Source organism: Delftia sp. HK171 (assembly GCF_001886655.1).
GTDB lineage: Bacteria > Pseudomonadota > Gammaproteobacteria > Burkholderiales > Burkholderiaceae_C > Comamonas > Comamonas acidovorans.
On record NZ_CP018101.1, the window covers coordinates 414,424 to 435,452 of the forward strand.

20 protein-coding genes and 1 pseudogene are annotated in these 21,029 nt (G+C 68.5%); 12 read left to right on the forward strand and 9 right to left on the reverse strand.

Translation table 11 applies throughout. The annotated features are described in order from the left end of the window. Positions 1-975 carry a response regulator transcription factor gene (locus BO996_RS01925; protein ID WP_034397700.1) on the forward strand — a complete coding sequence of 325 codons (975 nt, stop codon included), beginning with the start codon at positions 1-3 and terminating at the stop codon, positions 973-975. Here the strand turns inward: BO996_RS01925 and BO996_RS01930 are convergent. After that, complete coding sequence (locus BO996_RS01930; protein WP_012202156.1) at positions 948-1,442, reverse strand: PACE efflux transporter; 495 nt, start codon at positions 1,440-1,442, stop codon at positions 948-950. The two genes, BO996_RS01925 and BO996_RS01930, sit on opposite strands and share 28 nt — an antisense overlap. Before the next feature lie 74 nt (positions 1,443-1,516). Here BO996_RS01930 and BO996_RS01935 point away from each other — a divergent pair, with 74 nt between their 5' ends. The 4 genes from BO996_RS01935 to BO996_RS01950 all read left to right on the forward strand — a co-directional run bounded on the left by BO996_RS01935 (position 1,517) and on the right by BO996_RS01950 (position 5,472). After that, positions 1,517-2,449: a LysR family transcriptional regulator gene (locus tag BO996_RS01935; protein ID WP_071953871.1), complete on the forward strand. Its 933-nt coding sequence runs from the start codon at positions 1,517-1,519 to the stop codon at positions 2,447-2,449. A 68-nt stretch (positions 2,450-2,517) separates the two neighbouring features. Then, positions 2,518-4,164, forward strand: a complete 1,647-nt coding sequence (locus BO996_RS01940; protein ID WP_013800102.1) for a M30 family zinc metallopeptidase — start codon at positions 2,518-2,520, stop codon at positions 4,162-4,164. Positions 4,165-4,169: 5 nt separating this feature from the next. After that, positions 4,170-4,571, forward strand: a complete 402-nt coding sequence (locus BO996_RS01945) for a hypothetical protein (RefSeq protein ID WP_013800101.1) — start codon at positions 4,170-4,172, stop codon at positions 4,569-4,571. A 28-nt stretch (positions 4,572-4,599) separates the two neighbouring features. Next, the gene (locus BO996_RS01950; RefSeq protein ID WP_043823254.1) at positions 4,600-5,472 is read left to right on the forward strand and encodes a PPK2 family polyphosphate kinase; all 873 of its coding nucleotides are present in this window, start codon (positions 4,600-4,602) and stop codon (positions 5,470-5,472) included. A 24-nt stretch (positions 5,473-5,496) separates the two neighbouring features. Here BO996_RS01950 and BO996_RS01955 read toward each other — a convergent pair whose 3' ends face one another. Beyond that, complete coding sequence (locus BO996_RS01955; RefSeq protein ID WP_071953872.1) at positions 5,497-5,790, reverse strand: fumarylacetoacetate hydrolase family protein; 294 nt, start codon at positions 5,788-5,790, stop codon at positions 5,497-5,499. Positions 5,791-5,855: 65 nt separating this feature from the next. Between BO996_RS01955 and BO996_RS01960 the strand changes: the two genes are divergently transcribed. Both BO996_RS01960 and BO996_RS28890 read left to right on the forward strand, forming a co-directional pair. Beyond that, positions 5,856-7,502 (forward strand): M30 family zinc metallopeptidase, encoded by a 1,647-nt coding sequence (locus BO996_RS01960; RefSeq protein WP_071953873.1) that lies wholly within the window; start codon positions 5,856-5,858, stop codon positions 7,500-7,502. A 60-nt stretch (positions 7,503-7,562) separates the two neighbouring features. Continuing rightward, positions 7,563-7,691, forward strand: a pseudogene (locus BO996_RS28890) (PPK2 family polyphosphate kinase); the annotation flags it as partial. Between the two features lie 24 nt (positions 7,692-7,715). On the opposite strand, the gene BO996_RS01965 reads toward BO996_RS28890, so the two are convergent. After that, entirely contained in the window at positions 7,716-8,534 is an 819-nt protein-coding gene (locus tag BO996_RS01965; RefSeq protein WP_071953874.1) for a fumarylacetoacetate hydrolase family protein, read from the reverse strand. A 176-nt stretch (positions 8,535-8,710) separates the two neighbouring features. On the opposite strand from BO996_RS01965, the gene BO996_RS01970 reads away from it, so the two are divergent. The 5 genes from BO996_RS01970 to BO996_RS01990 all read left to right on the forward strand — a co-directional run bounded on the left by BO996_RS01970 (position 8,711) and on the right by BO996_RS01990 (position 14,407). Then, a complete protein-coding gene (locus tag BO996_RS01970; protein WP_013800098.1) occupies positions 8,711-10,015 on the forward strand; it encodes a Glu/Leu/Phe/Val family dehydrogenase in 1,305 nt (434 codons plus the stop codon). A gap of 317 nt (positions 10,016-10,332) precedes the next feature. Beyond that, complete coding sequence (locus BO996_RS01975; protein ID WP_071953875.1) at positions 10,333-11,301, forward strand: Bug family tripartite tricarboxylate transporter substrate binding protein; 969 nt, start codon at positions 10,333-10,335, stop codon at positions 11,299-11,301. A 21-nt stretch (positions 11,302-11,322) separates the two neighbouring features. Then, positions 11,323-12,903 carry a class I adenylate-forming enzyme family protein gene (locus BO996_RS01980; RefSeq protein WP_071953876.1) on the forward strand — a complete coding sequence of 527 codons (1,581 nt, stop codon included), beginning with the start codon at positions 11,323-11,325 and terminating at the stop codon, positions 12,901-12,903. A gap of 26 nt (positions 12,904-12,929) precedes the next feature. Beyond that, the gene (locus BO996_RS01985; RefSeq protein WP_442856963.1) at positions 12,930-13,928 is read left to right on the forward strand and encodes a tripartite tricarboxylate transporter substrate binding protein; all 999 of its coding nucleotides are present in this window, start codon (positions 12,930-12,932) and stop codon (positions 13,926-13,928) included. A gap of 26 nt (positions 13,929-13,954) precedes the next feature. Continuing rightward, positions 13,955-14,407 (forward strand): PaaI family thioesterase, encoded by a 453-nt coding sequence (locus BO996_RS01990; RefSeq protein ID WP_013800094.1) that lies wholly within the window; start codon positions 13,955-13,957, stop codon positions 14,405-14,407. Positions 14,408-14,465: 58 nt separating this feature from the next. Here BO996_RS01990 and BO996_RS01995 read toward each other — a convergent pair whose 3' ends face one another. The 6 genes from BO996_RS01995 to BO996_RS02020 all read right to left on the reverse strand — a co-directional run bounded on the left by BO996_RS01995 (position 14,466) and on the right by BO996_RS02020 (position 21,020). Further along, positions 14,466-15,011, reverse strand: coding sequence for a hypothetical protein (locus BO996_RS01995; RefSeq protein WP_012202143.1), 546 nt, complete (start codon positions 15,009-15,011; stop codon positions 14,466-14,468). Between the two features lie 138 nt (positions 15,012-15,149). Next, the gene (locus BO996_RS02000) at positions 15,150-16,217 is read right to left on the reverse strand and encodes a Bug family tripartite tricarboxylate transporter substrate binding protein (protein ID WP_071953877.1); all 1,068 of its coding nucleotides are present in this window, start codon (positions 16,215-16,217) and stop codon (positions 15,150-15,152) included. A gap of 187 nt (positions 16,218-16,404) precedes the next feature. Then, entirely contained in the window at positions 16,405-17,277 is an 873-nt protein-coding gene (locus BO996_RS02005) for an HpcH/HpaI aldolase/citrate lyase family protein (RefSeq protein WP_071953878.1), read from the reverse strand. Positions 17,278-17,300: 23 nt separating this feature from the next. Further along, positions 17,301-18,308 (reverse strand): tripartite tricarboxylate transporter substrate binding protein BugD, encoded by a 1,008-nt coding sequence (locus BO996_RS02010; protein WP_013800091.1) that lies wholly within the window; start codon positions 18,306-18,308, stop codon positions 17,301-17,303. A gap of 103 nt (positions 18,309-18,411) precedes the next feature. Then, positions 18,412-19,776: an MmgE/PrpD family protein gene (locus BO996_RS02015; RefSeq protein WP_012202139.1), complete on the reverse strand. Its 1,365-nt coding sequence runs from the start codon at positions 19,774-19,776 to the stop codon at positions 18,412-18,414. Positions 19,777-19,817: 41 nt separating this feature from the next. Beyond that, the gene (locus BO996_RS02020; protein WP_071953879.1) at positions 19,818-21,020 is read right to left on the reverse strand and encodes a CaiB/BaiF CoA transferase family protein; all 1,203 of its coding nucleotides are present in this window, start codon (positions 21,018-21,020) and stop codon (positions 19,818-19,820) included. Between the last annotated feature and the right edge of the window lie 9 nt (positions 21,021-21,029).

The following is a 21,029-nucleotide window of genomic DNA, read 5'->3' on the forward strand; positions in this document are numbered from 1 at the left end:
ATGACCACCGCCGACAGCAGCAGCCACCCCAGCCACCCCCCTCACAACGCCCACGTCATCCTTGTGGTGGACGACGCGCTGGACAGCCTGCGCATGCTGTGCGACGCGCTGGCCGCCGAAGGCTACGTGGTGCTCGCCGCCCGCGACGCCGACGAGGCCCTGCAGCGCTTCGCCCTCACCGTGCCCGACGGCGTGCTGCTGGACGCCGTGATGCCCGGCATGGACGGCTTCACGCTGTGCCGCACGCTCAAGGCCACGCCGGCCTGGGCCCATGTGCCCGTAGTGTTCATGACCGGCCTGTCGGACACGGACCAGATCATTCGCGGCTTTGCCAGCGGTGGCGTGGACTACGTGGTCAAGCCGCTGCGCATCCCCGAGGTGCTGGTGCGCCTGGCCACCCATGTGCGCAACGCCCGCGCCACGCGCCAGGCGCAGGAGGCCGTGGACGTGGCGGGGCTGGGCGTGGTGGTGCTCGACGGCCAGGGCCGCGTGGCCTGGCGCTCGCCCCAGGCATCGCGCTGGCTGGAGGAGGCCTTTGCGGACCAGCCCTTCCCGCTGGAGGCGGCCGGGGACTGGCTGGCCGGCGCCCGCCAGCCGGATCAGCCCGGCCAGGCGGATCAGGAGGGCCAGCCCGCCCCCCAGGATCTGGCGCTGGCCCTGGCCGATGGCCGCCAGCTGCTGGCGCGCCACATGGGCGCCAGCGGCCTGGGGGAGTCGATGGTGCTGCTCAGCCACGAGGCGCCGCAGACGCCCGCCGCGCGCCGGCTGCAGCAGGTGGCGCTCACCCCGCGCGAGACCGAGGTGCTGTCATGGCTGAGCAAGGGCAAGACCAACCGCGACATCGCCGACATCCTGGGCATGAGCCCGCGCACGGTGAACAAGCACCTGGAGCACATCTTCGAGAAACTCGGCGTGGAGACCCGCACGGCCGCCGCCGCCGTGGCCGGTCAGTTGCTGCAGGCCGGCTCGCCCTGAGCACGCGGGGCCACCGCAGCGGATGCCGAGGCCGAGGCCGGCAGGCCGAACACATGGTCGAAGCACCAGTTGAAGACATAGGTGTAGACCAGGAAGAAGACCAGCAGACCGGCCTCCATCACCGTGGCCTCCCACAGCGTGACGCCGAACCACCAGGCCATCAGCGGGATCAGCACCATGGCCAGCCCGCCCTCGAAGCCCAGGGCGTGCACCACGCGGCGCATCACCGAGCGGCCCTTGACGCTCTGGCGCGCCTCCCATTGCTCGAACAGGTGGTTGAAGGTCAGGTTCCAGACGATGGCCAGCGTGGAAGCGGCAATCGCCATGCCGCCCGAATGCCCGGCGCTCTGGCCGATGGCCATGAACAGCAGGCTGGAGGCCGCGATGGCGATCAGTTCATACAGGGTCACGAAGACCACTTTGCGCTTGGGCCCCTGGAGGCCCTTTTTGTGTGTCTGCAAGGTCATAGGGGGCGCAGTTTATTTGTCCGGAATTGAACGTTAAAGTCAGATTCTTTCAATAAAACTGACAGGTTCCCGCCATGTCCTTCCCCGCTGACCAGGTGCCGCTGTTCCTTGCCGTGCTGGACCACGGCTCGTTTTCTGCCGCCGCACGCCGGCTGGGGCGGGTGCCCTCGGCCGTGAGCATGGCCGTCGCCCAGCTGGAGGCCGAGCTGGACCTGCAGCTGTTCGACCGCAGCGGCCGCGAGCCCCGGCCCACGGCGGCGGCGCGCGCACTGGAGCCCCAGGCCCGGCTGCTGGCCGCCCAACTGCAGCAGCTCAACCACCAGGCACTGGCTCTGCACCAGGGACTGGAGGAGCGGCTGACCCTGGTGATCGCGCCCGAGCTGCTGTCCACGGCCTGGGCCGCGCCGCTGCAGCCGCTGGTCGAGGAATTCCCGGGGCTGGAGGTGGAGGTGCTGGTGGCCGCCCAGGTTGATGCGCTCAAGGAACTGCATTCGGGCCGCGCGCATCTGGCCCTGGTCTTCGAGCGCCCGGCCATCGACGGCCGCGAGGATTTCCAGGAGATGGGCCAGGAAACCATGGTCGCCGTGATGGCGGCCAGGCACCCGCTGGCCCGGCAACTGGGCGTGGACGGGCAGCAACGCCTGGACGTGGGCCAGCTGGCCGGCGCGCGCCAGATCCTGCTGGCCAGCCGCGACCTGGCCCATACCGATCCGCGCTTCGTGTTCTCGCACCAGTTGTGGCGCACGGACAGCCATCTGGCGGCCCTGTCGCTGGTCTCGGCCGGCCTGGGCTGGGGGTGGCTGCCCTTCAGCGTCGCCGAGCCCCTGCTGCAAACGGGCGCGCTGCTGCGCATTCCGCTGTGCAACATCAGCAACGGCACCCAGCTGTTCGTCGACTGGGTGTGGTCCAAGGAGCGCCCGCTGGGGCTGGCGGCGCGGCGGTTTGTGGAGCAGCTGCAGGTGCCGGTGCGGCCGTTGCCGGACAGCGATGCGGATCGCATCGGGTAGCATCTCTCGCCATATCGGATCAAGAATCCACATCTCCAGCAGCAGGTCACACAAGAGGAAGGGAAAACATGTTCTTTGATCATCAGCACAGCAAAACCGCCATCGCACTGGCTTTGGGCGCCGTCCTGGCCGGTTGCGGCGGGGGTGGCGGCGGCGGCCCGTCCGGCCCGTCTTCCCAGTTGACGGCCGCCTGCTCGGGCACGGCCTGCGGCGCGGCCAATGCCACCACCTATTCAGGCCAGGGCGTGGGCGTCTGGAGCTACACCAACACCACGCAGGCCGAGCAGCAGATTCCTGTGGCGCTGACCAACCTGGGCAGCAAGCAGGTCACGCTGATCTACACCAACAACGGCGACGCCAGCGTGCCCATGCCCGCCCTGACGCTGACACCGCCCGCGGCGACCACCGCCACGGCCCAGAAAAGCCTCAGCGCCGCATCCACAACGGTCAACCAGATTCCCGAGCGCATCCGCAACTTCAAGCCCCGCCTGACGGCAGCGGACACGCAGGCGCGGCAATCCATCAAGCCGCAGGCAGCGGCGATCCTGCCCGTGGGCAGCCAGCGCAGCTGGTTCGTCCAACCCGGCGACTCCCGCATCGAAACCCGCCAGGCCACTCTCAGGCGCCAGGCCAGCGTGCCCACGCCCACCGGCACCCGCACCATCAACGTCTGGCTGGAAGACAGCGAGTACGACGCGGCCAAGGTCAGCGATGCCATGCTCGACACGCTGGTCCAGCGATTCACCAGCGGCTCCGACGCGGTCTACCCCCTGATCACAGGGCTGTCTGGCGAACCCTGGGGAGCACACTCCTACGGCGACCTCATCGACCCCGACCAGCCCCTGGACATCGTGTTCGTGAATTTCGTGCCGGACCGCACTCCGTACGGTCTGCTGGGCTATTTCTGGTCGCTGAACAACTTCAAGGCGGACCCTGCAGATCCCGATGTCAAGTACAGCAACCAATCGCTGTCCTTCTATATGGACACGGAGACGCTGTACCTGGACCCTGCCGCCGGCATGACCAACCAGATCAGCACGCTGTCCCATGAGTTCGTCCACATGACGAACTTCTACCGCCGCAGCGTCCAGCTGTCCAAGCCGGGAACCGACTACGCGTTCGACACCTTCCTGGAGGAAATGAGCGCCATGATGGGCGAAGACATCGTGGCCCAGCGCGTCACGCCCGGCTTCAACTCCATCGCCAGCGGACGCGTCCCCTCCTGGCTGTCCCACTCGGGCTTCAACTGCGATCCGGCCGCCTGGAGCGCCGACACCGCCGCGCCCTGCTTCGGCTACGACGTCAATGGCAGCCTGGGCGCCTATCTGGTGCGCCAGTACGGCGTGGGCTTCTACAAGCAGCTGCTGAGCAACACCACGTCCACCGATTCGCTGCAGGTCCTGGGCAATGCCATCCAGCAGGCCGGCGGTCCCACGCTGCCCGTTGCCGTCCAGCGCTGGGGCGCGAACATCGCCCTGCTGCCCGCAGACAGCCCCAGCGGCTTTGGCTGGCCTGCGCGCACGGAGCAGGGCTTCACCCTGGCGGCGATCAACGGCAGCAGCCTGGCGTCTTCCCGGGTCCTGCCCACCACGGTGCCGGTGAACCTCAATGCGCGCGGCCATTTCCCCTTCCTGCGTCAGCCTGATGCGCAAGGCACCTACCAGGAACAGCTGCGTGTTCCGGCAGGCAGCACGCTGACAGCCGTCGTACGCTGAACGCCATGAACCACGCACACCCGACTGCCTCCGCCCGCGGCCTGCGCCGCAGTCTTCCGCTGCTGCTGGCCAGCGGCCTGGCCCTGCTGAGCGCCTGCTCGGCCCCGGCTTCGCCCGCCGCCAGCGCGGCTGCGCCAGCCTCGGGCGCGGCGGCCGAACCGGGCCAGCCCCTGACCCTGCAAGGCCGTCTGGTGCTGCGTGGCAATGCGCCCCATGAACAGCCCGTGCTGCAGACCGCCTCCGGCGAGACCTGGCAGCTCAAGGGCCTGAGCGCCGAGCAGGTCACGCAGTGGCAGCGGCAGAACGTGGAGGTCCGGGGCCAGCCCGGCCCCAGGCCCGCCGCTGGCGCCGCGCCTTCGATGGCGCCGCCGCAACTGCAGGTGCAATCCATTCGCGCCCAGCCCTGACCTTCCCCGCTCACCCACCGCTCAAGCCATGGACGCCTTCAACCCTTTCTCCAGCCGCGATGCGGCCGTGCAAAAGCTCTGGGAGCAGTGGCAGCCGCGCTCCGCCAAGTCCGACAAGGACAAGCCGATTGCCCTGGCCGACTTCGACCCCGGCGCCAAGCCCTTTTCCAACGGCAACGGCAAGACCGAGGACAAGGCCGCCGTCGAGGCCCTGGCCGAAGAGATCGATGCGCTGCAGAACCTGCTGTACGCCGACCGCCGCTACAAGCTGCTGGTCGTGCTGCAGGGCACTGACACGGCGGGCAAGGACGGCACCATCCGTGGCGTCTTCGGCCGCACCAGCGCCCTGGGCATGAACGCCGTGGGCTGGAAGGCGCCAACCGATGCGGAGCGCGCGCACGACTACCTGTGGCGCATCCACCAGCGCGTGCCGGGCGCAGGCGAGATCACGGTCTTCAACCGCAGCCACTATGAGGATGTGCTGGTGCCCGTGGTCAACGGCTGGATCACGCCCGAGCAGCAGCGCCAGCGCTTTGCCCACATCAACGACTTCGAGCGCATGCTCAGCGAGACGGGCACCGTGGTCGTCAAGTTCCTGCTGCACATCAGCGCCGACGAGCAGCGCGCGCGCCTGCAGGAGCGCCTGGACGACCCGGCCAAGCACTGGAAGTTCGACGAGAACGACATGAAGGTGCGCACGCAGTGGAAGGACTACCAGCAGGCCTACGGCCAGTTGCTGGGCGCCACGCACACACCCTGGGCGCCCTGGACCATCGTGCCCGCGGATTCCAAGACGCACCGCAACCTCATGATCGCCACCTTGCTGCGCGAGGTGATGCGCAACCTGGACCTGCGCTTTCCGCCCGGCGATCCGGCCCTCAAGGACTACAAGATCACCTGATCACTCGATGGCCTGCCTGAAGCCTCACAGCTGCAGGCGGGCCTCGGCGATGCCGTCCAGCTCGGCCACCACCAGGTCACCGGCCTGGGCAAAGGCCAGGCCATTCCACGTGCCCGTAGTCACCACCGTGCCTGCGGGCACGCTGCCATAGCGGCGCACCAGCTCCTGCAGCCAGCCGGCCAGCAGCCACAGCGGATCGCCCAGCGGATGCGTTCCGGTGAACACCTGCAGCGGCGCCGCGCCCACACGCAGCCTGCAGACCTGGGCTGACCAGTCCCGCGGCAGCCGCCACGAGGCATTCGAGGGCCCGGGTAGCATCTCACGCCATATCGGCTCAAAAATTCACATCATCAACATCGCGATAGCCAAGAGGAAGGGAAACAATGTTCTTTGATCATTCCTACAGCAAAACCACGGTCGCACTGGCCCTGGGCGCCGTCCTGGCCGGTTGCGGCGGCAGTGGCGGTGGCGGTGGCCCGTCCGGCCCGTCCTCCCAGCTGACGGTGGCCTGCACGGGCACTGCCTGCGGCGCCGCTGACGCCACCACCTACTCGGGCCAGGGCGTGGGTGTCTGGACCTATACCAACATCACGGAGGCCGAGCAGCAGATCCCCGTCGGCCTCAGCAACCTGGGCGGCAAGCAAGTCACGCTGATCTACACCAACAACGGCGATGCGAGCGTGCCCATGCCTGCATTGACGCTGACGCCCCCCACCGGCACCACCGCCACGGCGCAAAAAAGCATCCGCCCGGCCACGGCTACTGTCAACCAGATTCCCGAGCGCATCCGCAATTTCAAGCCCCGCCTGACGGCGGCGGACACACAGGCGCGGCCATCCATCAAGCCGCAGGCTGCGGCTATCCAGCCCGTGGGCAGCCAGCGCAGTTGGTTCGTCGTGACCGGCAACTACCGCACCGAAACCCGCCAGGCCACGCTCAGACGCCAAGCCAGCGTGTCCACATCCACCGGCACGCGCACCGTCAACCTGTGGCTCGAAGACGGTGAATATGGAGCAGACAAGGTCAGCGACGCCTTGCTCGATACGCTGATCCAGCGCTTCACCAGCGGCTCCGATGCAATCTACCCCCTGATCACGGGGCTGTCGGGCGAACCCTGGGGCCCACACACCCGCAGCGACCTCATCGACCCAGAGCAGCCCATCGACATCGTGTTCATGAACTTCGTGCCGGACCGCAATCCTTTCGGACTGATGGGCTATTTCTGGTCACTGAACAACTTCAAGGCAGACCTCGCGAACCCCGACCTCAAGGACACCAACCAATCGCTGTCGTTCTACATGGACACGGAGACGCTGTACCTGGCTACCGAAGGCATGAACATTCAAGTCAGTACGCTGGCCCATGAGTTCCTCCACATGACGAACTTCTACCGGCGCAGCGTCCTCCTTTCGAAGCCGGGAACAGACTACGCCTTCGACACTTTCCTGGAGGAAATGAGCGCCATGATGGCGGAGGACATCGTGGCCCAGCGCGTCACGCCCGGCTTCAATTTCTCCGTCAATCTGCGAATCACATCCTGGCTGGCCGACGCGAACTTCAACTGCGATCCTGCTGCCTGGGACAGTGACACCGTCGATCACTGCTTCGGCTACGGCGTCAACGGCAGCCTGGGCGCCTACCTGGTGCGCCAGTACGGCGTAGGCTTCTACAAGCAGTTGCTGAACAACACCTCATCATCTGATTCACTGCAGGTGCTGGGCAATGCCATCCAGCAGGCAGGAGGGCCCACGCTGCCGGTCGCCATCCAGCGCTGGGGCGCCAATATTGCCCTGCTGCCGGAGGAAGCGCCCAAAGGCTATGGCTGGCCTGCACGCTCCGAGCAGGGCTTCACGCTGCCTGCGATCAACGGATCCAGCATGGCCGCCATCCGAACTCTGCCCACCACGGTTCCGGTCAAACTCAATGCGCGCGGCCATTTCCCGTTCCTGCGCCAGCCCGATGCCCAAGGCGTCTACCAAGAACAGCTGCGTGTTCCCCCAGCTACCACACTGACAGCGGTCGTACGCTGAAAAGGCGCCTTCGGCCGGGTGTGAATTCCGTGGCATGACTACCTGTGGCGCATGCACCATCGCGTGCCCGCGGATTCCAAGACGCATCGCAACCTCATGATCGCCACCTTGCTGCGCGAGGTGATGCGCAACCTGGACCTGCGCTTTCCGCCCGGCGATCCGGCCCTCAAGGACTACAAGATCACCTGATCACTCGATGGCCTGCCTGAAGCCTCACAGCTGCAGGCGGGCCTCGGCGATGCCGTCCAGTTCGGCCACCACCAGGTCACCGGCCTGGGCAAAGGCCAGGCCATTCCACGTGCCCGTAGTCACCACCGTGCCTGCGGGCACGCTGCCATAGCGGCGCACCAGTTCCTGCAGCCAGCCGGCCAGCAGCCACAGCGGGTCGCCCAGCGGATGCGTTCCGGTGAACGCCTGCACCGGCGCCGCGCCCACACGCAGCCTGCAGACCTGGGCTGACCAGTCCCGCGGCGACTCGCGCGGCAGCAGCCGCGAAGCGTCCTGCCAAGGTCCCAGTACCAGGGCGCCATGGCACAGGCCGTCGGCGGCCAGCAGCAGCGGCGGTGCCTTCAGGTGCTGGCGCCAGCGCGTATCCACCACCTCGATGGCGGCGGTGATGCCGTCGATCAGCTCCAGGCCCTCGCCGGGCTGCAGGGCGGCGGCCATCGCGGCCGTGACATCGCGGCCCAGGCGCAGGGCGATCTCGGCTTCGATGCCGCGCAGGTGCAGCGGCGCGCCGCCAGCGACCGAGGGGCTGGCCCAGACGCCTTCTTCGGGCAGCGGCGCATGGGTCAGCGGGGCATCGCGGCGCGGCGCGCCAGACTTCCAGTAGCCCGGAACGCGGCCCGGTCCCTGCTGGCTGCCGGCCACGCGCCAGCCCAGGGCGGGCGCCATGGCGGCCTGCACGGCCTGTGCATCTGCGGGCGTGCGCACCACGTCGGCCCAATCGTCGGCATCCAGCAATTCGCCGCTGTGGCGTGCCTGGAGCAGCGCATGGGCCAAGGCTGTGGGAGTGCGGGGCGTATTCGTCATGGGGCGGCTTTCCTGGAGTGCATCGGTGGGTCTCAAGCGGCCCCGATTGTCCGCTGGACAAGGCGCTCCCAGGGTTATGCATTAAATGCATAAGGCTCTCGCTCATAAGGCGTTGGACAGCGCATAGCCCCGGGAATAAGCTCAAAACCCTCAGACAACTCTTGTGTGGAACCACCATGCAGCAACCCGCTTCGGCCGGCGTTACCAACCACGCCATCCCTTCCTACCTGCAGGCCGATCACCTCGGCCCCTGGGGCAACTACCTGCAGCAGGTCGATCGCGTCACGCCCTACCTGGGCCATCTCGCCCGCTGGGTCGAAACCCTCAAGCGCCCCAAGCGCATCCTGATCGTCGATGTGCCGATCGAGCTGGACAACGGCACCATCGCCCACTACGAAGGCTACCGCGTTCAGCACAACCTGAGCCGCGGTCCCGGCAAGGGCGGCGTGCGTTTCCACCAGGATGTGACCCTGTCCGAAGTCATGGCCCTGTCGGCCTGGATGTCGGTCAAGAACGCGGCCGTCAACGTGCCCTACGGCGGCGCCAAGGGCGGCATCCGTGTCGATCCCAAGACGCTGTCGCGCGGTGAGCTGGAGCGCCTTACGCGCCGCTACACCAGCGAGATCGGCCTGCTGATCGGCCCCTCCAAGGACATCCCCGCGCCTGACGTCAACACCAATGGCCAGATCATGGCCTGGATGATGGACACGTACTCCATGAACACCGGCGCCACCGCCACCGGCGTGGTCACGGGCAAGCCCGTGGACCTGGGCGGCTCGCTGGGCCGCGTCGAGGCCACCGGCCGCGGCGTGTTCACCGTGGGCGTGGAAGCGGCCAAGCTGACCGGCCTGTCGGTCCAGGGTGCGCGCATCGCCGTGCAGGGCTTCGGCAACGTGGGCGGCACGGCGGGCAAGCTGTTCGCCGACGTGGGCGCCAAGGTCGTGGCCGTGCAGGACCACACCGGCACCATCCACAACGCCAATGGCCTGGATGTGCCGGCCCTGCTGGCCCACGTGGCCGCCAAGGGCGGCGTGGGCGGCTTTGACGGCGCCGAGGCCATGGACGCTGCCGACTTCTGGAGCGTGGACTGCGACATCCTGATCCCCGCCGCACTGGAAGGCCAGATCACCAAGGACAACGCCGGCAAGATCAAGGCCAAGATGGTGATCGAGGGCGCCAACGGCCCCACCACCACCGAGGCCGACGACATCCTGACCGAAAAGGGCGTGCTGGTGCTGCCCGACGTGCTGGCCAATGCCGGCGGCGTGACGGTGAGCTACTTCGAATGGGTGCAGGACTTCTCCAGCTTCTTCTGGAGCGAGGACGAGATCAACGCCCGCCTGGTGCGCATCATGCAGGACGCCTTCGCGGCCATCTGGCAGGTCGCCCAGCAGCACGGCGTGACGCTGCGCACCGCCACCTTCATCGTGGCCTGCCAGCGCATCCTGCATGCGCGCGAGATGCGGGGACTGTATCCCTGACCCCCTGAGGCGCTGACGCGCCTTCCCCCTCTCTGCTTGCTTCGCAAGGGAGGGGGACGACACCCTCGCGGCGGGGCGGCCCTTGCTCGGTGTCCCTGACTTGGGCCGCGCCAGTTTTTGGCGCTGTGCACCACACGGTCAATGAAAGGCGCTTCGGCGCCTTTTTTCTTGTGGCCGCCTTTTCGGCAACGGGTTAGCACGCGTTCCAGTGGGCCTAAGCGCGGGTTTCCGAATGGCGAAGCGGATCTCCAGTCAAACCCTGGTGCCCTGGGGCCCAGGGTTTTCTATCGTTGCGGGCAGTGAACTGGAGACTGCCCATGACCGCCCGACGCAGCCTGCTGGCCTTGCTGGCCGCTTTGCCTTTTTTCTCCCTGGCTCCTGCCGCCGCGCTGGCGGCGGCCTGGCCTGAACGCCCCATCACCATCGTGGTGCCGGCCGCCGCAGGCGGCACCACGGACATTGCCGCGCGCGTGCTGGCCGAGAAGATGGGCAAGGACCTGGGCACCTCGGTGGTGGTGGAGAACAAGGGCGGGGGCGGCGGCAGTATCGGCACGGCCCAGGTGGCGCGCGCCAGGCCTGATGGCTACACGCTGCTCATGGGCAACATCGGCCCGGTGGCCATCAATTTCAGCCTGTACAAGCAGCTCAGCTACAAGGAAAGCGATCTGCGCGGCATCACCAATGTGATCTCCGTGCCCAACATCCTCGTGGTCCATGCCGATTCGCCCGTGCGCAGCGTGCGCGAGCTGGTGGAGCTGGCCAGGACCCGGCGCCTGAACGTGTCCACCTCGGGCGTGGGCCAGTCGCCGCACATGTCCTCGGAGATGTTCCGCCAGAAGGCCGGCATCGAGGTCACGCTCGTGCCCTTTCCCGGTGCCGCGCCTGCGGTCACGGCGCTGCTGGGCCAGCAGGTGGACTACATGATCGACAACCTGCCCAGCTCCATGCCGCACATCAGAAGCGGCAAGTTCCGCGCGCTGGCCATCACCAGCGCCACGCGCTCGGCCCAGTTGCCCGAGGTGCCCACCATGACCGAGGCCGGCGTGCCCATGCAGGTCACGGCCTGGTTCGGGCTGCTGGCCCCTGCCGGCACGCCCGATGCCGTGGTCGAGCGCATCCAGCAGTCGGCCCGGCGCGCCATGCAGACGGCCGAGGTGCGCCAGCGCTTTGCCGACCTGGGCGGCGTGCCCGGTGGCGAGACACCGGCCGAGTACGACGCCTTCATCGCCCAGGAACGCAAGAGCTGGGCCCAGATCGTCAAGGCCGCAGGCCTGTCGCTGGAATAGTGGTCCCCTCCCGTCCCTCCCATGCAAGAAGACATCGCCTCCCTGCTGCGCCAGCCCTTTGGCTCGCTGCCCGAACTCGTCGCGCTGCAGGCCAGCCAGCGCCCCAGCCACACCGCCCTGGCCATGGACGGCCGCAGCCTCGACTACGCCGCGCTGCGCCTGGGCATGGACCGCGTGGCCCTGCGCCTGCAACGCCAGGGCCTGGGCCCCGGCGACGTGGTGGCCATCTGCGCGGGCAGCTCGCCCGAGTACGTGCGGGCCTTCCTGGGTGCGTTGCGCGCGGGCGTGGCCGTGGCGCCGCTGGCCCCGTCGGCCACGGCAGGCCACCTGAGCGCCATGCTGGACAACTGCGGCGCCCGGCTGGTGCTGCGCGACGCGGACACCGCAGCGCAATGGCCGCTGCAGGCCGGACAGGATCTGCAATGCGTGGCCCTGGACGGCGCTGTCGAAGCCGGCATGCCGTGGTCGCAATGGCTGGCTGCGGACGAAACGGACCATGGCACGGCACCCACGCCCATCCAACCCCAGCCCGACTGGCCCTTCAACGTCATCTACTCCTCGGGCACCACGGGCGTGCCCAAGGGCATCGTCCAGTCCTGGGCCATGCGCTGGGCCCATGTGCAGCGCGCCATCCACAACGGCTACGGGCCCGATGCCGTCTCGCTGTGCGCCACGCCGCTGTACTCCAACACCACCCTGGTCGCGGCCCTGCCCACCCTGGGCCTGGGCGGCACCCTGGTGCTGATGCGCAAGTTCGACGCGGCGCACTACCTGGAACTGGCCGAGCGCCACCGTGCCACCCACACCATGCTCGTGCCCGTGCAGTACCAGCGGCTGATGCAGTGCCCGGGGTTCGACGGCGCCGACCTGAGCCGCCTGCGGCACAAGTTCTGCACCAGCGCACCGTTCCATCCCGCGCTCAAGGCCGAGGTGCTGCGCCGCTGGCCTGGACGGCTCATCGAGTACTACGGCATGACCGAAGGCGGCGTGCGCTGCGAGCTGCACTGCCATGACTTCCCCGACAAGCTGCACACCGTGGGCAGGCCGGGACCGGGCGCCGACATCCGCTTCATCGATGAGCAGGGCCGCGAACTGCCGCCCGGCGAGCAGGGCGAGATCGTGGGCCGCTCGGCCGGGATGATGAGCGGCTACCACCGCCTGCCCGACAAGACGCAGGAGGCCGAATGGTTCGATGCCCAGGGCCTGCGCTTCATCCGCAGCGGCGACGTGGGCCGTCTGGACGAGGACGGCTTCATCGTGCTGGGCGACCGCAAGAAGGACATGATCATCACGGGCGGCTTCAACGTCTACCCGAGCGACATCGAGTCCGTGCTGCTGCAGCACCCGCAGGTGGCCGAATGCGCGGTGATCGGCGTGCCCTCCGATGCTTGGGGCGAGACCCCCGTGGCCTACGCCGTGGCGCGCCCCGATGCCACGCCCTCGGCCGCCGAGCTGCGCGAATGGCTCAACGCCCGCGTGGGCAAGACCCAGCGCGTGGCCGAGCTGCGGCTGGCCGCCAGCCTGCCGCGCAGCGAGATCGGCAAAGTGCTCAAGCGCGCGCTGCGCGAGCAGTACCAGGCCGGCGCCCTGTCCTCTTCATGAAACGGAGTCCCCCCATGCCCATGTCCATGCCCATGCACCCACTCCCGCGCCGCCGCCTGCTGTCCTGCCTGGCCCTGGCGACCTGCGCCCTGCTGGCCCCCTCCGCCCATCTCGCCCTTGCTGCCGAGGCCTGGCCTGCCAAGCCCATCCAGCTGGTCATTCCCTATCCACCCGGCGGCAGTGCCGACCTGCTGGGCCGCCCGCTGGCCGTGCAGCTGCAGCAGCAGCTGGGCCAACCCGTGGTGCTCGAATACAAGCCTGGCGCAGGCGGCACGCTGGCCTCGCAATACGTGGCGCGCGCCAGGCCCGATGGCTACACCGTGCTCATGGTGCTGGCCGCCCATGCTATCAACGACAGCCTCTATCCCAAGCTGCCCTACGACACCCGCCGCGACTTCGCGCCCGTGTCTTTGGTGGCCAACCTGCCCATGGTGGTTGCGGCCAGCAGCAAGCTGCCGGCAAAGAACATCCAGGAACTCATCCAGGCCGCCAAGGCCAACCCCGGCAAGCTCACCTTCGGCTCGGCGGGCAACGGCAACACGGGGCATCTTGCGGCCGAGTACTTCGGTTCCATGGCAGGCGTGCGCATGACCCATGTGCCCTACAAGGGCAGCGCGGGCGTGGTCAACGCCATGCTGGCCGGCGACATCGACCTGACCTTCGACAGCATCTCCACCTCCATGCCCCACATCCGCAGCGGGCGCATGCATGCGCTGGCCGTCACCAGCCCGCAGCGCTCGGCGCTGGCGCCCGAGTTGGCCACCATCCAGGAGCAGGGCATCGCAGGCTTCGACGTGACCGGCTGGTACGCCGTCATCGCGCCGGCCGGCACGCCCGCCGAAGCCACCCAGCGCCTGAGCCGCGAGATCGCCACCGCCCTGCGCCAGCCCGCGCTGCAGGCCCAGCTGGCCGCCGGCGGCTACGAGCCCGTGGGCTCCACGCCCGAGGCGCTGCAGGCGCATATCGACAAGGAAATCACGCGCTGGGCCACTGTCGTCAAATCGACAGGTGCACGGGTGGATTGAGTCATGCCGATGCGATGATTGCCCGCATGAACACACCCATCAAAGAACACCCGGCCAACCCCTTCGAAGGCGAGGCGCCCGGCATCCTCTTCGGCCTGCCCATGCCCATGGCCCGCGCCATGAAGCTCAGCGGTGAACGCATCGGCGAGGACCGCGCCCAGATCCGCATGGGCTTTCAACCGGACCAGGCCAACAGCCGCGGCGACGTGCACGGCGGCGCCATCGCCTCGCTGCTGGACTGCGCCCTGGCATCGGCCTGCCGCTCGCATGACCCCACGGCCTTCGGCGTGGCCACCATCGACCTCACGCTGCACTACGTCTCGGCCGGCAGCGGCGATCTCATCGCCACCGCCCACTGCGAGCGGCGCGGCCGATCCATCAGCTTCGCGCGCGGCGAAGTGCGCTCCGAGGACGGCACCCTGGTGGCACTGGCCACCGGCACCTTCAAGCTGATGGCGCGCAGCCCGGCACAGGCCTGAGCGCAGGGCACGCGCGGCGCCGGATGGCGCCGGACGGCACTTGCGTGCCGCCGCGTCGTCAGAGCCGCTTTTCCTTGGCCTCGATCAGCTTTTGCATCAGTTCGCAGACCTGCCTGGCCTGCTCCTGGGTGATGTCGATGTTCTCGATCACCGAGCGCTTGAACTGGATGCCGTTGACTGCGCCGCTGTTCTCGATGAAGCCCAGCGTCAGGGTGCGGTTCAGGAAGTAGATGACGGCGGCGATGCCCCAGCCGATCAGCATGACCACCAGGCCTGCAAAGAAGCTCTGGGCCATCATGGACCCGCCCATGAACAGCGACAGGGCACCGATGCCCAGCGCCGTCTTCCAGGGCTTGTGATAGCCGTAGTAGGTGGAGCAGATGCCCTGCAGCGGGATCAGGCGCGACTGGGTGCCCGACAGCGAGGCGCTGCTGAACTCCAGGCGCTCGCTGCCCACGCGGATGGTGGTGGTGGGATCGATGTTGACCTTGGACAGGATCCAGGCGACCAGGCCGCCTTCGCGGCCTGTGATGGCAATGTGGTTGCCCTTGTCGTCTATGGGTTGCTCGCTGGCCTTCCAGGCCTTGATGACCAATGCACTCACGGTAATACCCTCTCTTGAATGTTTGAGAAACCACGGGCTGTCCCGTCATGGCATTGCACCACCGGGGCCGCCTGAGGAGGGGCGATTACAGCACAGGGCATGAGTGCAGCCTTGGGCAACCAGGGCCGCTGTGCGCCATCAACCGGGTTGCACCCCCGCCGCCTGCAGCAGCCGCCCCCAGACCGGAGCCTCTTGCGCCCAGGCCTTGCCGAAGCGCTGAGGGCTGTCGTCATCAACAGGGACGAAGCCGGCCGCGATGATGCGGGCCGTGCCTTCGCGGCTGGCCACGGCGCGGTTGGAGATCTCGCCCCATTGCCGCGTGAGGTCGGCCGGCAGGCCCTTGGGGCCGGCGATGGCCAGCCAGCCGGACAGTTCCATGGCCTCGTGGCGGTAGCCGGCCTCGGCAAAGGTGGGCACCTCGGGCAGCAGGGGCACGCGGCGCGTGCCGGTGACGGCCAGGGCGCGCAGCTTGCCTGCATCGATGTGGGGCTTGAGCGTGAGCAGGCTGCCCATGCCGATGGGGATGCGTCCGCCCAGCATGTCCTGCACCATCAGCGCCTCGCCCCGGTAGGCTGCATGCGCCATGCCGGCACCGGCCATGTCGCTGAGCACGGCGCAGGCCAGGTGGCCGTGCGAGCCTATGCCGTAGGAGCCATATGAGAGCTTGCCCGCGTTGGCCTGGGCCCAGGCCATGAACTCGCGCAGGTTGGAGGCGGGCACGTCGGCCGTGACCACCAGGGCGATGGGCGCCATGCACACGCGCGACAGGGGCGTGAGGTCGGTCAGCGGATCGTAGGCGGTCTTCTTGTAGAGGTATTTGTTGGTGAGCATGGTGGAGGTGGTGCCCAGCAGCAGGGTGAGCCCGTCCGGCGCGGAGCGGACCACCATTTCGCCGCCGATCAGTCCGGCCGCACCGGGCTTGTTGTCCACCACCACGGTCTGGCCCAGCTGCTGGGCCATGCGCTCGCCCAGGATGCGCGCAATCACGTCGGTGGCGCCGCCTGCCGCAAAGGGCACGACGATGCGCACGGGCCGTGTGGCAAAGCCGGCCTGCGCCAGCACGCTGGCGGGCCCTGCCGCCACGGCGCCGGCCGCCAGGGCCAGCGCCTGGCGCCGATTCAATCGGTTGTTCAGTCTGTCATTCAGTCGGTCATTCAATTGGCCGTTGAATCCGCTGTTCGATGCCGTCCCCGAGATCACTGCCATCACACGCTCCTTTGCCTGGGTACCTCCATGGGTGGAGATATCGGATCAAGAAACTGCCGTCTCGAAATCAATCGAGCTGGCCAAGCGTATTCGAGGCAGATGGATTCACCATCAGGGAAATCATTGGACTGTTTGCACCAGAATCAGAAAACTCTGAGTGCAAAACGGCCTTTCAGTCTCATTTTGATCAAGATCGTGCTGCAGATCTCTGTTGCGCCCAGGCATGGCGCAGCAGCACCTGTTCGGCCTGCTTGAGCACGGGCGCATCGACCATGCGGCCCTCCAGCACGCAGACGCCGCCTCCGGCCTCGGCCAGGGCCTGGCGCAGGCGCTGCGCGTGGGCCACGGCCGCTGCGTCGGGGTCGAAGATGGCGTGCAGGGGCTGGACCTGGGCCGGGTGGATGCACAGCTTGCCGCCAAAGCCCATGCGCCGCGCGCGTGCCGCGTCCTGGGCCAGCCGCTCGGGGTTGCGCGTGTCCACCGTCACGCCGTCCACAGCCGCGCCAATGCCGGCGCGGCGCGAGGCCAGGACCAGGGCCATGCGCATGGGCAGCAGCTCTTCCTCGCCCTGCTCGCAGGCCATGCCCGCATCGACCTGGAAGTCCAGGTGGCCGAAGGCCAGGCGCACCACCTGGGGCGCGGCAGCCAGGGCGTCGGCCGCGTCCAGGCCGGCCACGCTTTCGATGAGGGGCAGCACGGCCGCCCGTGCGCCCGCAGCCTGGGCCACCGCATGCAGGGTCTGGGCGCGTTCGGCCTTGGAGACCATGGCGCCGGCCACGCCCTGATCCACCAGCTGCGCCAGCGCGCGCAGGTCATCCGTATGCCAGGGCGTGCCTTCGGCGTTGATGCGCACCAGCAGGCGGGCACGGGCCGGGCCTTCCAGCGCACCCACGGCCTGGGCCAGCGCCTGGCGGGCGCCGTCCTTGTCGGCCGGGGCCACGGCGTCCTCCCAGTCGGCGATGACCATGTCGGCGCCGCTGTCCAGGGCCTTGCCCAGGCGCTCGGGCCGCGTGGCGGGGACGAAGAGAAAGGAAGTGGCCTGTCGCGCCAGATCGTGCATGCGGATGTCCTTGGGAGAGCGGTTTATTCGGCCGAGACGCCTGCGGCCTTGATGACCTTGTCCCAGCGCGCCACCTCGGCCTGCAGGTGGGTGCGCAGGCCTTCGGGTGTGGCCTTGTCGGGCGTGACCAGGTCGGAGCTGAGTTCGGCGATGCGCTTTTTGACGTTCTCGTCCTTGATGGCCACGTTCAGCGCCTTGTTGATGGCCATGACCACCTCCTTGGGCGTGCCCTTGGGCGCGTACATGCCGTGCCAGACCTTGACGTCGAAGCCCTTGAGGCCCTGCTCGTCCAGCGTGGGGATGTCGGGCAGCGAGGACAGGCGCTTGGGCGTGGTCACGCCGAAGACCTTGGCGCGCTGGCCGTCCTTGATCACGGGCACGGTCTGCGTGGTCTGGTCGCACAGCAGGTCCACCTGGCCGCCCATGAGGTCGTTCATGGCCGGGCCTGCGCCCTTGTAGGGCACGGTGGTGAGCTTGACGCCCGCCTGGTGCATGAACAGCATGCCGCACAGCTGGGAGACGGCGCCGATGCCGGCATTGGCCAGCGAGACCTTCTCCTGGTTCTTCTTCACGTAGTCCAGCAGCTCGGCAAAGTTGTTGGCCGGGAAGTCCTTGCGCGACAGCAGGGTCATGGGCACGTCCAGCACCTGGCCGATGTACTCGAAGTCCTTGAGCGGGTCATAGGGCAGCTTCTTGTACAGCGCAGGCGCCGTGGCCATGCCCATGTGGTGGATGAGGATGGTGTAGCCGTCGGCCTTGGCCTTGGCCACGCGGTTGGGCGCAATGGTGCCGCCCGCTCCCACGGTGTTCTCGACCAGCACGCTCTGACCCAGCACCTGGCCCATGGGCACGGCCAGCAGGCGCGCCACCACATCGGTGGGGCCGCCAGCGCTGTAGGGCACGACGAGGACGACGGGCTTCTCGGGCCAGGCCGCGGCCAGGGCGCCGGTGGTCGTCCCGCCGGCGGCAAGGGCGCAGGCGGCGGCCGCTGCGTAAACGAGGCGGCGGCGGAAAGAAGTGGTGCGTTGCATGGTTTGTCTCCTGTGCACTTTGGTGGAAGCGGGAGGCGCTCTGTGGTGGCGCCTTTCCCATGGATTCGCCGGCCGGGGCCGGCGCGAAAACTCAGTCAAGAACTCAGTCAAGCAGGCGCTGCACGCGCGGCCAGTGCGCGATCTGCCACAGCCGCGCTACAGCGGCCTGGGCGGGGTCGTCCTGCAGGGCACCGCCATAGGCGATCAGTCGCAGCGCCTTGGCCGTGATCTCCTCGCGCGACAGCGTGTTGCCCGGATCGCCCTTGGGCTCTTCCACGCGGCCGTGCAGCGTGCGGCCATCGGTGGTGAGCACGGTGACCTTGCCGATCCAACGCTGCGGGTAGGCGGCATCGACCTCGGGGTCCAGCACCATGCCCACCTTCTCGCGCAGGGCCACGGTGGTGGCGGCCAGGTATTCGTTGTCGAACTCGTCCAGGCCCGCATGGCCGTGGCGCGCGGCCAGCGCCAGCACCGTGCCCATGGAGAACTTGCTCTGGTGCACCGTGCCGGGATCGACCACGGGGCCCAGCACGTCGATGGCGCCCTGGTGCACGTGGCAGGTGACCTGCGCCAGGTCGGCGGGGGCCAGGCCGTGGTCCTGCATGACCTGCAGCAGCGCGTCGGCGGCCGGGTGCGTGTGGCGGCAGGAGGCATGCCATTTGAACGAGGTCTCGGCCGTGGCCCAGCGCGTGCCGATGCCGTCCGTGAGGCGCGTGGGATCGGCGTCCGTGGACATGCCTGCCGCCAGGCCCTGCGGCCCGGTGAAGATGTCCTGCGCACCGGTGAATCCGTCCCGGGCCAGGTAGGCCGACATCAGGCCCGCAGCGGCCGCATGCGCCGTGTGCAGCTGCTTGCTGTCGGCGCCCGTGCGCAGGAACTCCCACAGCCCTGCCGACTGCGTGCCGGCCGAGCCGAAGGCATGCTGCATCTGCGCGGGCGTGAGGCCCAGCAGCCGGCCCACGGCGGCCGCGGCGGCCAGGGTGCCGGCCGTGGCCGTGGTGTGGAAGATGCGGTAGTGGCTGCGGCCCAGGAACTCGCCCACGCGGATGCCGACCTCATAGCCGGCCACGCAGGCGGCCATGAGCTCGGCGCCGCTGGCGCCGATGCTCTGTGCCACGGCCAGCGCGGGCGGGAAGACCACGGCGGCGGGGTGGAAGACCGAGCCGTTGTGCACATCGTCCTGCTCGGCCACATGCGAGGCTGCGGCATTGGCCAGGGCCGCCATCATGGGCGAGGTGGTGTCGGCACTGCCCAGGATCTCGCTAGGCCCCTGCGCCGGTCCCTGGGACAGCGCAAAGCGCGTGATGCTCTGCACGGGGCGCGCGCCCTGGCCTGCGAGCACGGAGCCGAACCAGTCCACCCAGAGGTCTTCGGCGCGCTGCTGAACGGCGGCGGGAACGTCGTCCCAGCGCAGCGAGGCAGCGAATTGGGCCAGCGGATGGATGCTCACTTGGGTGTCGTTTTTCATGGGTTGGGTCTCCGGCGCATTCTTGGGCATGCGCCCTGGTTTCAGGGGGCGGTTTTTCCCGGGGGCGGGCACAGGGCACTGATGCGCTCGGCGCTCCAGCCCAGCTCGGCCAGGATGGCGGCGCTGTGCTCGCCCACGGCGGGCACGGCCTCCATGCGGTAGTCGAAGGCGCTGTTGGCACCGGGGGGCAGCAGCGCCTGCACCGGACCGGCCGGCGTGTCCACGCTGCACCAGCGCTGGCGTGCGGCCAGCTGGGGATGGGCCCACAGGCCGGCCATGTCGTTGACGCGCGCATTGGCAATGCCGGCCGCATCCAGCCGCTGCACCACCTGGGCGGCATCGAGCGCGTTGAACACGCCCAGGATCAGCGCATGCAGCTCCTCGCGGTTGGCGTTGCGGCGCGCGTTGCTGTCGAAGCGCGCGTCTGCAGCCAGCGCGGGCTGCAGCAGCACCTGTTCGCAAAAGAGCTTCCACTCGCGTTCGTTTTGCAGGCCCAGCATCACCGTCCCGCCGTCACCGGCCTCGAACGGCCCGTAGGGATAGATGCTGGCGTGCGAGGCGCCGGTGCGCGGCGGCGGCGGCGCACCGTCGAAGGCGTAGTACATGGGGTAACCCATCCACTCGCCCAGCGCCTCCAGCATGGACACGTCGATGTGGCTGCCCTCGCCCGTGCGCCCGCGCAGCAGCAAGGCCGACAGGATGTTGGTGTAGGCGTACATTCCGGCCGCGATGTCGGCCACCGAGATGCCGGCCTTGGACGGCACCTCGGGCGTGCCCGTGACCGAGAGAAAGCCCGCCTCGCTCTGGATCAGCAGGTCGTAGGCCTTCTTGTCGCGGTAGGGGCCGTCTGCGCCGTAGCCGCTGATGTCGCAGACGATGAGGCGCGGAAAGCGCTCGCGCAGCGCCGCATAGGACAGGCCCATGCGCGCGGCCGCGCCGGGCGCCAGGTTCTGCACCAGCACGTCGGCACCCTCCAGCAGCTGCAGCAGCGCCTGCATGGCCTCGTCCTGCTTGAGGTCCAGCGCCAGGCTCTGCTTGCTGCGGTTGATCCAGGTGAAGTGCGAGGACTGGCCCTGCACGCGCTGGTCATAGCCGCGCGCAAAGTCGCCGCTGCCGGGCCGCTCGACCTTGATCACGCGCGCGCCCAGGTCGGCCAGCTGGCGCGTGCAAAACGGTGCGGCCACCGCATGTTCCAGCGAGACGACGGTGGTGCCGTCCAGGGGCCTCAGGCGTTGCTGTGTCATGCGCAGTGC

What these genes read in the sequence shown, in the direction of transcription:
- BO996_RS01950 (WP_043823254.1), top strand. Translation starts at nt 4,600, where the DNA reads ATGGACGCCTTCAACCCTTTCTCCAGCCGCGATGCGGCCGTGCAAAAG.
- BO996_RS01925 (WP_034397700.1), top strand. Translation starts at nt 1, where the DNA reads ATGACCACCGCCGACAGCAGCAGCCACCCCAGCCACCCCCCTCACAAC.
- BO996_RS02015 (WP_012202139.1), bottom strand. Translation starts at nt 19,776, where the DNA reads ATGAAAAACGACACCCAAGTGAGCATCCATCCGCTGGCCCAATTCGCT.
- BO996_RS01970 (WP_013800098.1), top strand. Translation starts at nt 8,711, where the DNA reads ATGCAGCAACCCGCTTCGGCCGGCGTTACCAACCACGCCATCCCTTCC.
- BO996_RS01930 (WP_012202156.1), bottom strand. Translation starts at nt 1,442, where the DNA reads ATGACCTTGCAGACACACAAAAAGGGCCTCCAGGGGCCCAAGCGCAAA.
- BO996_RS01940 (WP_013800102.1), top strand. Translation starts at nt 2,518, where the DNA reads ATGTTCTTTGATCATCAGCACAGCAAAACCGCCATCGCACTGGCTTTG.
- BO996_RS01960 (WP_071953873.1), top strand. Translation starts at nt 5,856, where the DNA reads ATGTTCTTTGATCATTCCTACAGCAAAACCACGGTCGCACTGGCCCTG.
- BO996_RS02020 (WP_071953879.1), bottom strand. Translation starts at nt 21,020, where the DNA reads ATGACACAGCAACGCCTGAGGCCCCTGGACGGCACCACCGTCGTCTCG.
- BO996_RS01985 (WP_442856963.1), top strand. Translation starts at nt 12,930, where the DNA reads ATGCCCATGCACCCACTCCCGCGCCGCCGCCTGCTGTCCTGCCTGGCC.
- BO996_RS01965 (WP_071953874.1), bottom strand. Translation starts at nt 8,534, where the DNA reads ATGACGAATACGCCCCGCACTCCCACAGCCTTGGCCCATGCGCTGCTC.
- BO996_RS01955 (WP_071953872.1), bottom strand. Translation starts at nt 5,790, where the DNA reads ATGCTACCCGGGCCCTCGAATGCCTCGTGGCGGCTGCCGCGGGACTGG.
- BO996_RS02010 (WP_013800091.1), bottom strand. Translation starts at nt 18,308, where the DNA reads ATGCAACGCACCACTTCTTTCCGCCGCCGCCTCGTTTACGCAGCGGCC.
- BO996_RS02005 (WP_071953878.1), bottom strand. Translation starts at nt 17,277, where the DNA reads ATGCACGATCTGGCGCGACAGGCCACTTCCTTTCTCTTCGTCCCCGCC.
- BO996_RS01945 (WP_013800101.1), top strand. Translation starts at nt 4,170, where the DNA reads ATGAACCACGCACACCCGACTGCCTCCGCCCGCGGCCTGCGCCGCAGT.
- BO996_RS01975 (WP_071953875.1), top strand. Translation starts at nt 10,333, where the DNA reads ATGACCGCCCGACGCAGCCTGCTGGCCTTGCTGGCCGCTTTGCCTTTT.
- BO996_RS02000 (WP_071953877.1), bottom strand. Translation starts at nt 16,217, where the DNA reads ATGGCAGTGATCTCGGGGACGGCATCGAACAGCGGATTCAACGGCCAA.
- BO996_RS01990 (WP_013800094.1), top strand. Translation starts at nt 13,955, where the DNA reads ATGAACACACCCATCAAAGAACACCCGGCCAACCCCTTCGAAGGCGAG.
- BO996_RS01935 (WP_071953871.1), top strand. Translation starts at nt 1,517, where the DNA reads ATGTCCTTCCCCGCTGACCAGGTGCCGCTGTTCCTTGCCGTGCTGGAC.
- BO996_RS01980 (WP_071953876.1), top strand. Translation starts at nt 11,323, where the DNA reads ATGCAAGAAGACATCGCCTCCCTGCTGCGCCAGCCCTTTGGCTCGCTG.